This window comes from Methylobacterium sp. Leaf465 (assembly GCF_001424705.1).
In the GTDB taxonomy this organism is placed as follows: domain Bacteria; phylum Pseudomonadota; class Alphaproteobacteria; order Rhizobiales; family Beijerinckiaceae; genus Methylobacterium.
This window is the reverse complement of sequence record NZ_LMRA01000045.1, coordinates 178,898-192,843: the sequence shown is the minus strand read 5'-3', so window position 1 is coordinate 192,843 and position 13,946 is coordinate 178,898. Positions and strand designations below refer to the sequence as shown.

Sequence of the window (13,946 nt, the reverse complement as noted above, 5' to 3'; positions counted from 1 at the left end):
TCAGAGGCGCCGGTCGAGCCTCAGGATGCGGCAGGGTTCCCCGGCCCTGGCAGCCGGGGCATGTGGCGCGCGGATCAGCAGCGCTTCGGCCGCTCCCAGGACGAAGAGCATCGAGGAATCCTGGCGGTTCTCGGGGTAGACCACCGGGAGGCGGTCGGGCGCCGTCTCAATCCGCGACCGGAGATAATCCTGGCGCAGGTCATTCTCGGACAGGTCGCAGCCCAGGATCGCCGGCTCGGACAGGTCCGCCGACGCCCGCGGATCGCCCAGCAATGCGCGGATCGCCGGAACCACGAACAGCAATCCGCAGACCACCGAGGCCACGGGATTGCCGGGCAGGCCGAGCACGGCCATCCGGCCGAGGCGCCCGTGCATCAGGGGTTTTCCGGGCCGGAGCGCAACCCGCCAGAACCCGAGTTCCAGGCCGCGGGTCCGCAGGGCCGATTGCACGAGGTCGTGGTCGCCCACCGAGGCCCCGCCCAGCGTGATCAGGAGATCCGCGTCGGCCGAAACCGCCCGAAGGATCGCATCGTCCAGGTCCGCGAGGGTGTCGCCGGCGATTCCGAGATCGATGGCCTCCGCGCCCGCCTCCCGAACCAGGGCCGCGACGGCCAGCCCGTTCGAGGCGACGATCTGGTCCCATCGCGCCGGTTGCCCGGGGGCCACCAACTCGTCCCCCGTGGCGAGGATGGCCACCCGTGGGCGCCGCCGGACGCAGAGTTGGCCGTGGCCTCCGGCGGCCGCGAGGGCGATGCGGCGCGGATCCAGCGCGTCGCCGGCGGCGAGCAGGCGATCGTCCACGCGGAAATCGAGGCCGCTCGGGCGGATGAAGCGGCCCGCGGGCACGGAGTCCCGCCCGGTCACGCCGTCGGATGTCGCCTCGGCGTTCTCCTGGATCAGGATCGCGTCGGCCCCCTCCGGCACCGGCGCACCGGTGAAGATCCGCACGGCCTCACCGGGTCCCACCACACCGGCGAAACCGTGCCCGGCGGCACTGGTCCCGATGAGCCGCAGGGTGGCGGGCGCGTCCGCGAGGTCGGCGCTGCGGACCGCGTAACCGTCCATGGCCGAGGCGGGGAAGGGCGGTTGCGTCCGGGTGGCCCGCACCTCCGCCGCCAGCGTACGCCCGGCGGCCTGCCCGATCGCGACGGTCTCCGTCTCGACCGGACCCGGAATGCCTTCGAGAACCCGCGACAGCGCCTCGGCGACCGGGATCATGCCCGCGGACCCCGTCCGTTTCGGAGGCCTGCCGCTCAAGCGCGATCCTCGGCGCGGTAGGCCCCGGAGCGACCGCCATCCTTGGCGAGCAGCCGGATGCCCTCGATCCGCATGCCGCGATCGGCCGCCTTCACCATGTCGTAGATGGTCAGACAGGCCACCGAGACCGCGGTCAGCGCCTCCATCTCGACGCCGGTCGGCCCCAGCACCTTCACCTCCGCCGTCACCCGAAGGCCCGGAAGGCCGTCGTCGGGCTCGCAATCGACGCGCACCTTCGAGAGCAGGAGGGGATGGCAGAGGGGGATGAGCTCGTGGGTGCGCTTCGCGGCCATGATGCCGGCGAGCCGCGCCGTGCCGATGACGTCGCCCTTCTTGGCGTCGCCCTCGCGGATCAGCCGCAGGGTTTCGGGCAGCATGACCACGAGCCCGGTCGCGCGGGCGGTGCGGGTGGTCGCGTCCTTCTCGGACACGTCGACCATGTTGGCCGCGCCGGACGCGTCGAGGTGGGTGAGTTCGGCCATCGTCGCGTCCTCAGGCCTGGGCGTCGCCGAACAGCAGGCGCCGGGTGGCCGCCGTCACGTCGGCCTCGCGCATCAGGCTCTCGCCGACCAGGATGGTGTCGAGGCCGGCCGCCGCGAGCCGGACCACGTCGGCATGGCCCGCGATGCCGCTCTCGGCCACGGCGATCCGGTCGGACGGTACGCCCGCGGCGAGGCGGATCGCGGTCTCGAACGAGACCTCGAAGGTCTTCAGGTTGCGGTTGTTGATGCCCACCAGCCGGGTGCCGAGGGGCAGGGCCCGCGCCAACTCCTCGGTGTCGTGGACCTCGACCAGCACGTCCATGCCGAGGTCGTGCGCGGTCTCCACCAGGGCGGCGGCCTCGTCGTCCTCGAGGCAGGCCATGATGACCAGGATGCAGTCGGCGCCCCAGGCCCGCGCCTCGAACACCTGGTAGGGCTCGAACAGGAAGTCCTTGCGCAGGACCGGAAGGGCGCAGGTGGCGCGCGCCTCGGTGAGGTATTCGGGCTTGCCCTGGAACGAGGGCGTGTCGGTGAGCACCGAGAGGCAGGTGGCGCCGCCGGCCTCGTAGGCGGCGGCGAGGACGGCCGGGTCGAAGTCCGCGCGGATCAGGCCCTTGGAGGGCGAGGCCTTCTTCACCTCGGCGATCAGGGCCGGGCGCTTCTGCGCGATATGCGCCGCGATGGCCTCGGCGAAGCCCCGCGGCGGTGTGACGTCGGCGATGCGCTTCTCGAGCTTGGTCTGCGGCACCCGCAGCTTCGCCTCGGCGATCTCACGCCGCTTGTAGGTCTCGATGCGGGCCAGCACGTCCTTGCGCTCGGCGGACGCGGTCTCGGGGACGGACCCGGATTTGGGCTCGGACATGACGGGCTTTCAGGCGTTCGAGCGACGGTTCGAGAGACGGACCAGCGTCCGGAGTGTGGCACGCGCGGCGCCGCTGTCGAGGGCCTGGCCGGCCCGGACGACACCCTCCGCCAGGGTGCCGGCGGCCTCCGCCACCACCAGGGCGGCCCCCGCGTTGAGGACGGCGATGTCGCGATAGGCGTTGCGCGCCCCATCCAGCACCCCGGCCAGGGCGGCGGCGTTGTGCTCCGGGTCGCCACCCCGCAGGGCTTCCAGCCCATGGAGCGGCAGGCCGACCTCGCGCGGATCGATGGTGAAGCGCGAGATCCGGCCGTCCGTCAGCGCCACCACGGCGGTTGGGCCGGTCACGGTGATCTCGTCGAGGCCGTCGCTGCCGTGCACGGTCCAGACCCGGTCGCTGCCGAGTTCCGCCAGGACGCCGGTCAGCGGCTCGGCCCAGGCCGGCGACGAGACGCCGAAGAGCTGGCGCCGCACGCCGGCCGGGTTCGCCAGCGGGCCCAGCATGTTGAAGATCGTCCGCATCGGCAGTTCGGCCCGCACCGGGGCGACGTGGCGCATGGCGGCGTGGTGGGTCTGGGCGAACATGAAGCACAGGCCCGCCTCGGCGAGGCACAGGCTCAGTTCGTCCGGCGCGAGGCCGATGCGCACGCCGAGGGCCGTGAGCACGTCGGCGGCGCCGGAGCGCGAGGTGGCGGCCCGGTTGCCGTGCTTGGCCACCGGCACGCCGCAGGCGGCGGTGATGATCGCCGCCAGGGTCGAGACGTTGTAGCTGCCCGAATGGTCGCCGCCGGTGCCGACCACGTCGACGGCGCCCGCGACGCCGGGCACCGGCAGCATCCGCGCCCGCATGGCCTCGACGGCACCGACGATCTCGTCCGGGGCCTCGCCGCGGACCTTCAGCGCCGTCAGGAAGGCGCTGGCCTGAACCGGCGTGACCTCGCCCGAGAGCAGATCGTCGAAGGCCTGCCGCGCCTCGGCACGGTCCAGGCCCGCGCCGGTGGCGACCTTGGCGAGGAGGGGCTTGAAGGATTCCATGTGGCTCGGGCGTGACGGTCCGGCACGGAGAACCGGATTGATTCCAGACAGGCGACGTAACCCGTCAATGCACGCCGTCGCGGCCCTTGTCACGCGCCGCATTCCACGTGGCCGCGATGTCCAGGAAATTCCGCAGGATCTGCGATCCGTGATGCGACAGGATGCTTTCGGGGTGGAACTGCACGCCGTGGACGGGCCGATGGGCATGCTGAAGGCCCATGATCAGGCCGTCGGCCTCGGCCGTGACGGTGAGATCGGTCGGGCAGCCGCCGCGCTCCACCACCAGGGAATGGTAGCGGGTGGCGTCGAACGGCCCGTTCAGCCCCCGGAAGATGCCCGAGGCCCGATGCTGGATGCTGGAGACCTTGCCGTGCATCGGCGTCGGGGCCCGGACCACGTCGCCGCCGAAGGCCTGCCCGATGGCCTGGAGCCCGAGGCAGACGCCGAAGATCGGGATCTCGGTCGAGAGGTCCTTGACCACGTCGAGGCAGATGCCGGCCTCGTTCGGCGAACAGGGTCCCGGCGACAGCACCACGGCGTCGGGCCGGCGCGCGCGGATCTCCTGCGTGGTGATGGCGTCGTTGCGCACCACGTCGATCGAACCGCAGAGGGGGCCGATCAGGTGGACGAGATTCCAGGTGAAGGAATCGTAATTGTCGATGACGAGGACGTCGGACATCGGAGCTTCGCGCGCAGGCATGACGGCGGTGTGGCGCGAGTCCGGCGACCCGTCAACCGGGCGCTACTGTCCCCGCCGGGCCCGGCTCGCGAACACCACCGCATCCTCGGCCGCGCGGAACAGGGCCTTGGCCTTGTTGACGCATTCCTGCTGCTCGGAGGCCGGGTCGGAATCGTAGACGATGCCGGCACCGGCCTGGACGTGCATGCGGCCGTCCTTCACCAGGGCGGTGCGCAGCACGATGCAGGTGTCCATCTCGCCGCGCGCGCCGAAATAGCCGATGCAGCCGCCGTAGGGGCCGCGCTTCTCGCGCTCGAGTTCGTCGATGATCTCCATGGCCCGCACCTTCGGGGCACCGGAGACGGTTCCGGCCGGAAAGCCGGCGGCGAGGGCCGCGAGGGCATCGTGCTTCGGGTCGAGGTCGCCCTCGACGTTCGAGACGATGTGCATGACCTGGCTGTAGAACTCGAGGAAGAACGAACCCGTGACCGTGACGCTGCCGATGCGCGCGACGCGGCCGACATCGTTGCGGCCGAGGTCGAGCAGCATGAGGTGCTCGGAGCGCTCCTTGGGATCGGCCAACAGTTCCTCGGCCAGCGCCTTGTCCTCGGCCGGCGTCGCGCCGCGCCGGCGCGTCCCGGCGATCGGCCGGATGGTGACGCGCCCGTCACGGACCCGCACCAGGATCTCGGGCGACGAGCAGACGAGCTGGAAATCCTCGAAGTCGAGGTAGCACAGGAACGGGGCCGGGTTGGTCCGGCGCAGCGAGCGGTAGAGGGCCAGGGCCGGCAGGGTGAAGGGCGCCTCGAAGCGCTGCGAGAGCACGACCTGGAAGACGTCGCCGGCGACGATGAACTCCTTGGCCCGGGCGACCATTCCCAGGTACGCTTCGGGTGTCGTGTTCGAGACCGGCTCGGGATGCGCGATTGCGTGCGGGTCGATACGGGCCTCGACGGGGAGGGGGCCTTCGAGGATCTCGGCCACCCGCTCCAGCCGACCCAACGTCGCCTCGTAGGCGGCGCGTGCGCCGATTCCGGCGGTCGGGCGCACCGGGCCGACCACGGTGATCAGGTCGCGCACCGAGTCGAAGACCACCATCACGCGCGGTCGCACGAGGATCGCGTCCGGCACCCCGAGCGGATCGGGGTTCGGGCGTCCGAGGGTTTCCATGGCCCGGACCATGTCGTAGCCGAGGTAGCCGAACAGGCCCGCCGCCATCGGCGGCAGCACATCCGTGTCGCCCTCCGCGCCGATCGCGCTCTCGGCGATCAGGGCCCGCAGGCTCGCCAGGGGCGCAGCCGCCTCGGGCGTGAACACCGACAGGTCGGGACCGCGCGCGATCTCCGCCCGGCCGTCGCGGCAGCGCCAGGCCAGGTCGGGGTCGAGCCCGATCATCGAGTAGCGTCCGCGCACGACGCCTCCCTCGACGGATTCGAGCAGGAAGGCGGTGCCGGGGTGCTCGGCCCGCAGCTTCAGGAAGGCGGCGACCGGCGTCTCGAGATCCGCCACCAGGGTGAGGTTGAGGAGGGCGGGACGGCCCGCCTCGTAGGCGTCGACGAAGGCCGTGAAGGCGGGGTCCTCGGACATCGTCGGCTCAGTACTCGCCGCCGCCGATCGCCCGGCGGAAGGCCGCCTGGTTGATGGTCACGCCCACCGAGGTCTGCACGTCGCCGATGTACTGACCCAGGACATCGTCGGCGATGGTGGGCTGGAAACGCTTGCCGATCGCCTCGTCCTCCGGCGAGCCGGGAACGAAGGCCGGCATCGTCGCGGCCGTGACCTTGAACAGGGCGCGGCTCTCGCCGGCCTCTGCGGAAGCCGACTTGTCGACGGCCGTCGCGAAGACGCGGTTGACAACCTCGGCCGTCAGATCGCCCTGGGCCTGGTTGCGGGCCAGGTCGGTCAGGCTCTGGACGGTCAGGCCCGCTTCCGCGGCGACGGCCTCGACGGTCTCGCCCTGGTCGAGGCGCGCCGACAGCGCCTTGGCCTTCGCCAGCAGCCGGCTCTGGACTTCGGCGGCGCGCCAGCGGGCGACGACCTCGTCGCGCACCTCATCCAGCGGCTTGTCGTGGGCGCGGTCGACCCCGGTCACGTCGTACCAGATGTATCCCCCGGTCTTGGTGCGCAGGGGCTCGTTGTCGCCACCCATCTCGGCCCGGAACAGGGCGGTCAGGGTGGTGTCGCGATCCGGGATGCCCTCGACGGTCCTGCCGGCGGGATCGAGGCCCTGCGCGGTGACGGCCGGAATGGTCTGGAGCGGCAGGTCGCGCTCCTTGGCGATGTCGGCCAGGGGCTTCGAATTGGCGCGCTGGTCCTCGATCGCGTCGTGGGCCGCGTCGATGCCGCTGTTGGCGCGCTCCAGGGCGATGGTCTTGGCGATGTCAGCGGAGACCTCGGCCAGCGGTTTCACCGTTCCCGGCTCGATGGCGGTGACGCGCAGGAGGACGGTGCCGAAGCGGCCCTTCACCGGTGCGCTGACCGTGTTCGGGGGCAGGGCGAAGGCGGCGTCCGCCACGGCGGGATCGAACAGCTCCGCCTTGGAGAGCGTCCCGAGGGAGAGGTTCTTGGCATCGGCGCCGGTCTCGGCGGCGGCCGCCTCGAACGGCTTGTCGCCGGCTTCGATCGCCGTCCGGGCCGCCTCGGCGGCAGCCTGATCGGGATACACGATCTGCTGGATCGTGCGACGCTCCGGCGTCCCGTACCGCGCCTTCTCGGAATCGTAGCGCTTGGCGATGTCCTCGGCGGTCACGGCCTCGGGCTTGGCCATCGCCTGCGGGTCGAGGACCAGCAGGGTGACGGCGCGGGCTTCCGGCGCGCGGAAGGCGAACTTGTTGTCCTCGTAATACGCCTTGACCGCATCCTCGGAGGGCGCCGGGATCTCACCGGCCACGGAGGGCGGCAGCATCATCAGAGCGACCGAACGGCGCTCGGTGGTGTAGCGGTGCACCGCCTCGCGCAGGGCCTCGGGGACATGCAGGTCGGCCGCGACCGCCTCGGCGAGCTGCAGGCGGGCGGCGACCGAGCGCTGCTCGCGCACGAAGGTGGCCTCGTTGATGCCGGCGCGCTGAAGCGTCTGGTAGAAGAGGGCGGGATCGAACTTGCCGTCGGCGCCCTGGAAGCTCTTCTCCTCCTGGATCGCGCGCAGCACGGCCGCATCGGGGATGCTCAGGCCGAGGGCGGCGGTCTGCTGGTCGAGGGAGGCTTCGCTGACGAGCTGCGCGAGCACCTGGCGGTCGATGCCGAGGGCCCGGGCCTGATCGGGCGTCAGGGTGCGGCGGGTCTGGCTCTGGTAGCGCTGGAGCTGGTTCTGATAGGCGCTGCGCACCGTTTCGGCGGAGATCTGCGCCCGGCCCACGGTGGCCACGCTGGTGGACGAGCCCGCGCGGAAGAATTCCTCGACGCCGAAGATCGCCACGCCGGCGATCAGGAAGGTGAAGACCACCGTGAGGATGATCTTGCCGAGCCAGTGCTGGCTGGCCTTGCGCATGTTCTGCAGCATCGAACGTCCGGGCACCCGTCGCGTGGGCGCCGGAAGCGCCCGTCATTCCTGGGAAGGTCGCCCGCGATAGACCATCCGTGCTGTCACCGCAAAGGGCGTTCGCGGTTTGCGCCCATCCTGAGGCTCTGTTAGGGCCGGCGCGACCGCGAAGCGAAGCCTTAGCAGCGAGGGACGGGATGACGAAGTCGGGGCGACGGCCGCTGGTTGCCGGCAACTGGAAGATGAACGGCCTGCGCAGCTCGGTCGCCGTCGTGGAAGCCGTCCGCAACGGCCTGACCGCCGCCCTGCTCGACACGGTCGACGTGCTCATCTGCCCGCCCTCCACGCTGATCGCCTCCTGCGTGGCGGCCGCCTACGGCTCGCCGATCGCCATCGGCGGCCAGAATCTCCACGCCAAGCCGAACGGCGCCTTCACCGGCAGCATCTCGGCGGAGATGCTGGCCGATCTCGGAGCCTCCTACGTCATCGTCGGCCATTCCGAGCGCCGGGCCTACCACCACGAGACCGACGATGGCGTGCACGCCAAGGCGCTGGCCGCCCGCCGCGCGGGCCTCTGCGGCATCATCTGCGTCGGCGAGACGAAGGAGGAGCGCGAGGAGGGCCGGACCCTCGACATCGTGCGCGCGCAGCTCGCGATCGGCGTGCCGAAGGGAGCCACCGCCAAGGACACGGTCATCGCCTACGAGCCGGTCTGGGCGATCGGCACCGGCCTGACGCCGACCCCGGCCGACATCGCCGAGGTCCATGCCTCGCTGCGCGAGATGCTCGGCCAACTCATCGGCGCCGAGGCCCAGGCGGTGCGCATCCTCTATGGCGGCTCGGTCAAGCCGAGCAATGCCCGCGAGCTGATGGCGGTGGACAACGTCGACGGCGCGCTGGTCGGCGGCGCCAGCCTGGTCGCCGACGACTTCCTCGGCATCGCCCGCGCCTACCTGCGATAGGGATCGAGCCGAAAAATCCCAGTTCGTTCGGATTCGGTCCCGGGGTTTCGGCGGGAGTGACCCATGGTTCGTCGGCGGACATGAACCGGCAATCGGACGCGGATCGGGCCTGGGCCGTCGAGGAGGCCTGCCGCAACGCGCGACCCTCGCCGCTGGAGATCGGCCTCGGCGGCTGGATCCTGCGGGCCTCGGGCGGTCCGACCCGTCGGACGAACTCCCTCAATCCCCTGCGCGGCTGGCGCGACGATCCCGCCCGCATCGTCGCGGAGGCCGAGAGCCTCTACCGGAACCTCGGTCGCCCGCTGATCGTCCGGGTCCCGGATCTCGTCCCCGAGATGGATGTCCTGCTCGACGGTCTCGGCTATCGGTCCGAGGGCGAGGCCTGCACGCTCTTCGCCGAGCTTCCGCCGGACGACCGCGACGGGGCGGAGGGCGTCGCCCTCGACAATGCCCCGGACGCGGCGTGGCTGGCGGCGCGGGCCGCCTGCGAGGGCGTGGTGTCCGAGGTCGCCCTGCGGACCTACCACGACTCGATCGCGTGTCTGATCCTGCCCCGGATGTTCGCGCGGCGGATCGAGGCGGACCGGACGGTGGCCGTCGCCTACGGCGTCCTGCATCGCGGGATCCTCGTGTTCGAATCCGTCGCGACGCACCCGTCCCATCGCCGGGCGGGCCATGCGCGCAGCCTGATCGTGGCCCTGATGGCCTGGGCCCGGCGGGAGGGGGCGACCGGGGCCTGCCTGCAGGTGGTCGCCGAGAATGCGCCGGCGCGCGCCCTCTATGCCGGGCTCGGCTTCTCGCGCAGCCTCTACGGCTATCGCTACCGCCGCCGGGACTAGGGCTGCCTCCGCGATAACTCCGGGGTTCGAAGGATTGCCGCGCCGGCCGACGCGGTGCCGAAGCATCGGTCCGGTTGGCGCGCGGGGCCATCTGGTGTATGGCCCCGCGGATATGTCGGCGGCGCCAGGACTCACCGGCCCGTAACGCATTCGTGCCCGGGTCTCTCCTCGGAACCGGCGCGCGGATGATGAAGCTTCCGGAAACCCGATGCAGACCGTTCTGATCTCGATCCATCTCATCGTCGTCCTCGGCCTCATCGCCGTGGTCCTTCTCCAGCGCTCCGAGGGCGGTCTCGGCCTCGGCGGCGGCGGGAGCGGCGGCGTGGCGGGTTTCATGACGGGGCGCGGACAGGCCAACGCCTTGACCCGCGCGACGGCCATCCTCGCCGCCCTGTTCTTCACCACCAGCATGGCGCTCGCGATCCTGTCGCACCGGAGTGCGGCCCCGCGCTCGATCCTGGAAGGAACCGGGACCAGCCAGCCCGCGACTCAGCCGAATGCCGGCAACCTGCTCGACACCCTGCGGGGTCAGAGCGGCACCCAGCCCGGGACTCCGGCGAGTGGGACTTCGGCGCCCGGCACCCCGGCGCAGGTGCCCGAGACCGCGCCGGCCCAGCCGGCCGTGCCGCAGGCCCCGCAGTCGCGCTGAACGGCCGGTCGATGGCCCGACGGAGGGGGCCTTCGACCGAGACGTGACCGCGGCGAGGTCGCCGGGCCCGGTCGGGTCGAGGTGAACCGCGGGGTTATCCAGACATGCGGCGTCCAAGTGCTCGGACAAGTGCTCGGACGCCGCTCCTCGTTGCAACGCCGATCGAACGACGTCCTCGCCGCGCATGCGCAGGTATCGCGGGGGATAGGCGTTTTTGTTGTTTGGCGAATCGTTCTCCCTTGTTTATGGACCGAGGCCCATGACGCGGTACGTATTCATCACCGGCGGCGTGGTTTCCTCGCTGGGCAAGGGTCTCGCATCGGCGGCGCTCGCGGCCCTGCTGCAGGCCCGGGGCTACAAGGTCCGCCTGCGCAAACTCGACCCTTACTTGAACGTCGATCCGGGCACGATGAGCCCGACGCAGCACGGCGAGGTGTTCGTCACCGACGACGGCGCCGAGACCGACCTCGACCTCGGGCATTACGAGCGCTTCACCGGCCTCGCCGCGACCCGGGCCGACAACATCACCACCGGGCGGATCTACCTCGACATCATCACCAAGGAGCGGCGCGGCGATTACCTCGGCGCGACGATCCAGGTGATCCCGCACGTGACCAACGCGATCAAGGACTTCGTCCTCGAGGGGAACGAGGCCTTCGACTTCGTGCTGGTCGAGATCGGCGGCACGGTCGGCGACATTGAGGGCCTGCCGTTCTTCGAGGCGATCCGGCAGCTCGGGCAGGAGCTGCCCCGCGGCGCCACCGCCTTCGTGCACCTGACCCTGCTGCCCTACATCCCCTCCGCCGGCGAGCTGAAGACCAAGCCGACCCAGCACTCGGTGAAGGAGCTGCGCTCCATCGGCATCCAGCCCGACATGCTGCTCTGCCGCTGCGACCGGCCGATCCCGACGGACGAGCGGCGCAAGCTCGGCCTGTTCTGCAACGTCCGCGAGACCGCCGTGATCGAGGCCCGCGACGTCGCCTCGATCTACGACGTGCCGCTCTCCTACCGCGAGGCCGGTCTCGACCGGGAGGTGCTGGCGCATTTCGGCCTGCCCTCGCAGGACGAGCCGGACCTGTCGCGCTGGCGCACGATCTCGGAGCGGGTGAAGAACCCCGAGGGCGAGGTCTCCATCGCCATCGTGGGCAAGTACACGGGCCTCAAGGACGCCTACAAGTCGCTCACCGAGGCGCTGACCCACGGCGGCATCGCGCATCGGGTCAAGGTCAACCTCGAGTGGATCGAGGCCGAGGTGTTCGAGCGCGAGGATCCCGCACCGTTCCTCGAAGGCATCCACGGCATCCTCGTCCCGGGCGGCTTCGGCCAGCGCGGCGCGGAGGGCAAGATCCGTGCGGCGCGTTACGCCCGCGAGCGCAAGATCCCGTATTTCGGCATCTGCTTCGGCATGCAGATGGCGGTCATCGAAGCGGCCCGGGCGCTCGCCGGCGTCGCGGAGGCCAACTCGACCGAGTTCGGCGAGACCCGCGAGCCTGTGGTCGGGCTCCTGACCGAATGGCTGAAGGGCAATGAGCTCGAGCGCCGCGCCGCGGCCGGCGACCTCGGGGGCACCATGCGCCTCGGCGCCTATCAGGCGAGCCTGCGGCCGGATTCGAAGATCGCCGAGATCTACGGCACCACCGACATTTCCGAGCGCCACCGCCACCGCTACGAGGTCAACATGGCCTATCGCGAGTGCCTGGAGGCGAAGGGCCTGCGCTTCTCGGGCCTCTCGCCGGACGGACTCCTGCCGGAGACCGTCGAGCATGTCGGGCATCCCTGGTTCATCGGCGTGCAGTTCCATCCGGAACTGAAGTCCCGCCCGTTCGAGCCGCATCCGCTCTTCAAGAGCTTCATCGGCGCTGCCATCGTCCAGAGCCGTCTGGTCTAGCCAGGTATCGGAACGGCCGCGCACCGACCGTCTTCAGAGGCCTGCGGCCTGACGCGTCGTTCCCGGCTTGCGGGAGCGACTCGTCAGGCCGACGGACGGCTGTTCCGGCCGGGCTCAGACCCATGCCTCCCGGGCATCGCCCGGGCGGGTACGGCGGCGCCCGGCTCCTGGGGAACGTCGCCCCCGTTGCTCCATTGACTGTTCACACGGGGTCGCTGCCCCACAGGGAGTCATGGAATGCCGCCGATCTTCACCGCCGATTTCGAAACCCGCCGCGATGCCGAGATGAGCGTGGAACACCTCGTTCAGGAGCACGGCATCGACCGGAACGCGATCACGGTTGTGGCGGCGGGCGATCGCAACAGCGCCGGTACGGAACAGGCGGGGGGCGATCTGGAGGACGGCCGGAGCAAGGGCGAGACCGAGGGGGAGCCCGCGCTGACGGGGGCGATCCAGGTTCGGGTCGACGCCGAGGCCGCGCAGAAAGGCGTCATCGACGAGTCGTTCTCGACCTTCGGTGGGCGGACCGTTCAGCGCTGACGCGCGCGGCTCACGCCGCCAGCGCGATGACATCGGTGTTGGGCCGCGCCGTCTCGCGCGGTCCGAACAGGTGCTGATGCAGGGCGTTCGGGCAGTGGACGCGTCCCGAGGCGTCGGTGATCCGCACCTCGGTCATCCCCGCGATCATCAGCGACCAGCCCTGCTCCACGGCGCCCAGGACGGAGCTGTGGCGGAAACTGAAGCACCGCTCCAGGACGCGCGCGCTGACGGTGAAGCTCACGGGATGAGATCCTTGGCTGGTCGCTCGGCACCCGGCTTCGGGCATCCGGGCGAGATCGGAAGATGGAAGCCGTGCGGCGCCTGTGGCTGCGCCGACGGGTTGCGTGTGCACCGCAATAATGGCTTCCGGTTGACAAACGCTGAGCGAAAACGTGCGGCGCGCAAATTCGATCAACCCTGCGCGGGATCGTGACCGGCGACCGCACGGACGGCGTTCAGGACGGCCTCGGGATGCTGGTGGTGCAGCATGTGACCGGTCCCCGCCAGGAGGGTGAACGCGGCCCCCGGGATGAGCCGCGAGGCCCAAGAGCCGTGTCGCGGCGTGCTGACGACGAGATCCGAATCGCCGCCGAGAATCCGGACGGGTACCCGGCAGGCCGGATACGCCAGCGCGTTTCGAATCAAGCCGACCATCAGGCCGGCCGCGTCCTCGCCTTCGGCCACCAACTGGTCTGCGGTGCCGGCCAGCCCGAACGGATTGGCGGCGGCGTAGCCCGGCGGCATCGTGGCCGGCAAAAACATCGCGTTCCACAGGAGCGGCAGCAGCGCAGGGTCCATCGTGCGCCCGAGGAGGTCCGACGCGAAACGCCCACCCGGCACCGCCCGAGGGCCGAACAGCAGGTGTTCCAGGCGCGGCTCGGGAAAGCAGATCGGCGCCAGGGCGACGACACCGGCGATCTCGTCGGGAAACCGAAGGCCGTACGCCAGCGCCAGCGCGCCACCGAAGGAATGCCCGACGATGATCGGCCGCTCCAGGCCGAGCGCCCGAACGCCCTCCCGGATCAGGGCGGCCTGCCGCCAGAATTCGGCGTCGGCCGCGCCCCGGCGCCGGCTGAAACCATGGCCCGGACGGTCGACGGCGATGACCCGGAACCGCTCGGCGAGGTGAGGCACCAGGCCGAGCCACATGTCTTCCAGGGACATCAGCGTCCCGTGGATGAGCACGACGGGCGATCCGGTCCCGGCTTCGGCGTAGGCGAGCGTACGCCCCTCGTGCAGGTCGATGGTCGATCGTGGCACGAGGCGCTCGGATAC

The 13,946-nt window shown here is 70.9% G+C and carries 14 protein-coding genes; 5 read left to right on the top strand and 9 right to left on the bottom strand.

Annotation, left to right across the window (positions count from 1 at the left end):
* The 7 genes from glp to ASG51_RS19375 all read right to left on the bottom strand — a co-directional run bounded on the left by glp (position 1) and on the right by ASG51_RS19375 (position 7,814).
* A complete protein-coding gene (glp, locus tag ASG51_RS19405) occupies positions 1-1,218 on the bottom strand; it encodes a gephyrin-like molybdotransferase Glp (RefSeq protein ID WP_056382541.1) in 1,218 nt (405 codons plus the stop codon).
* 35 nt (positions 1,219-1,253) lie between these two features.
* Entirely contained in the window at positions 1,254-1,739 is a 486-nt protein-coding gene (gene moaC / locus ASG51_RS19400) for a cyclic pyranopterin monophosphate synthase MoaC (protein WP_056216808.1), read from the bottom strand.
* A 10-nt stretch (positions 1,740-1,749) separates the two neighbouring features.
* A complete protein-coding gene (trpC, locus tag ASG51_RS19395; protein ID WP_056382539.1) occupies positions 1,750-2,601 on the bottom strand; it encodes an indole-3-glycerol phosphate synthase TrpC in 852 nt (283 codons plus the stop codon).
* A 9-nt stretch (positions 2,602-2,610) separates the two neighbouring features.
* Complete coding sequence (gene trpD / locus ASG51_RS19390) at positions 2,611-3,636, bottom strand: anthranilate phosphoribosyltransferase (protein WP_056350526.1); 1,026 nt, start codon at positions 3,634-3,636, stop codon at positions 2,611-2,613.
* Positions 3,637-3,700: 64 nt separating this feature from the next.
* Positions 3,701-4,315: an aminodeoxychorismate/anthranilate synthase component II gene (locus ASG51_RS19385; RefSeq protein WP_056216817.1), complete on the bottom strand. Its 615-nt coding sequence runs from the start codon at positions 4,313-4,315 to the stop codon at positions 3,701-3,703.
* Between the two features lie 63 nt (positions 4,316-4,378).
* A complete protein-coding gene (gene trpE / locus ASG51_RS19380; protein WP_056382537.1) occupies positions 4,379-5,902 on the bottom strand; it encodes an anthranilate synthase component I in 1,524 nt (507 codons plus the stop codon).
* Positions 5,903-5,909: 7 nt separating this feature from the next.
* Positions 5,910-7,814 (bottom strand): peptidylprolyl isomerase, encoded by a 1,905-nt coding sequence (locus ASG51_RS19375; protein ID WP_056382535.1) that lies wholly within the window; start codon positions 7,812-7,814, stop codon positions 5,910-5,912.
* Positions 7,815-7,990: 176 nt separating this feature from the next.
* On the opposite strand from ASG51_RS19375, the gene tpiA reads away from it, so the two are divergent.
* From tpiA to ASG51_RS19350, 5 genes are all read left to right on the top strand, one after another.
* On the top strand, positions 7,991-8,755 hold the full coding sequence (gene tpiA / locus ASG51_RS19370) for a triose-phosphate isomerase (protein ID WP_056216829.1): 765 nt from the start codon (positions 7,991-7,993) through the stop codon (positions 8,753-8,755).
* Between the two features lie 80 nt (positions 8,756-8,835).
* Entirely contained in the window at positions 8,836-9,594 is a 759-nt protein-coding gene (locus tag ASG51_RS19365; protein ID WP_056382534.1) for a GNAT family N-acetyltransferase, read from the top strand.
* 208 nt (positions 9,595-9,802) lie between these two features.
* Complete coding sequence (gene secG, locus ASG51_RS19360; RefSeq protein ID WP_056269897.1) at positions 9,803-10,243, top strand: preprotein translocase subunit SecG; 441 nt, start codon at positions 9,803-9,805, stop codon at positions 10,241-10,243.
* Positions 10,244-10,502: 259 nt separating this feature from the next.
* A complete protein-coding gene (locus ASG51_RS19355) occupies positions 10,503-12,131 on the top strand; it encodes a CTP synthase (protein WP_056216838.1) in 1,629 nt (542 codons plus the stop codon).
* Positions 12,132-12,368: 237 nt separating this feature from the next.
* Positions 12,369-12,671: a hypothetical protein gene (locus tag ASG51_RS19350; protein WP_056216841.1), complete on the top strand. Its 303-nt coding sequence runs from the start codon at positions 12,369-12,371 to the stop codon at positions 12,669-12,671.
* Between the two features lie 10 nt (positions 12,672-12,681).
* On the opposite strand, the gene ASG51_RS19345 is transcribed toward ASG51_RS19350, so the two are convergent.
* Both ASG51_RS19345 and ASG51_RS19340 read right to left on the bottom strand, forming a co-directional pair.
* Positions 12,682-12,912 carry a hypothetical protein gene (locus tag ASG51_RS19345; RefSeq protein WP_056382532.1) on the bottom strand — a complete coding sequence of 77 codons (231 nt, stop codon included), beginning with the start codon at positions 12,910-12,912 and terminating at the stop codon, positions 12,682-12,684.
* A 170-nt stretch (positions 12,913-13,082) separates the two neighbouring features.
* Positions 13,083-13,931: an alpha/beta hydrolase gene (locus tag ASG51_RS19340; RefSeq protein ID WP_244480199.1), complete on the bottom strand. Its 849-nt coding sequence runs from the start codon at positions 13,929-13,931 to the stop codon at positions 13,083-13,085.
* Positions 13,932-13,946: the final 15 nt, after the last annotated feature.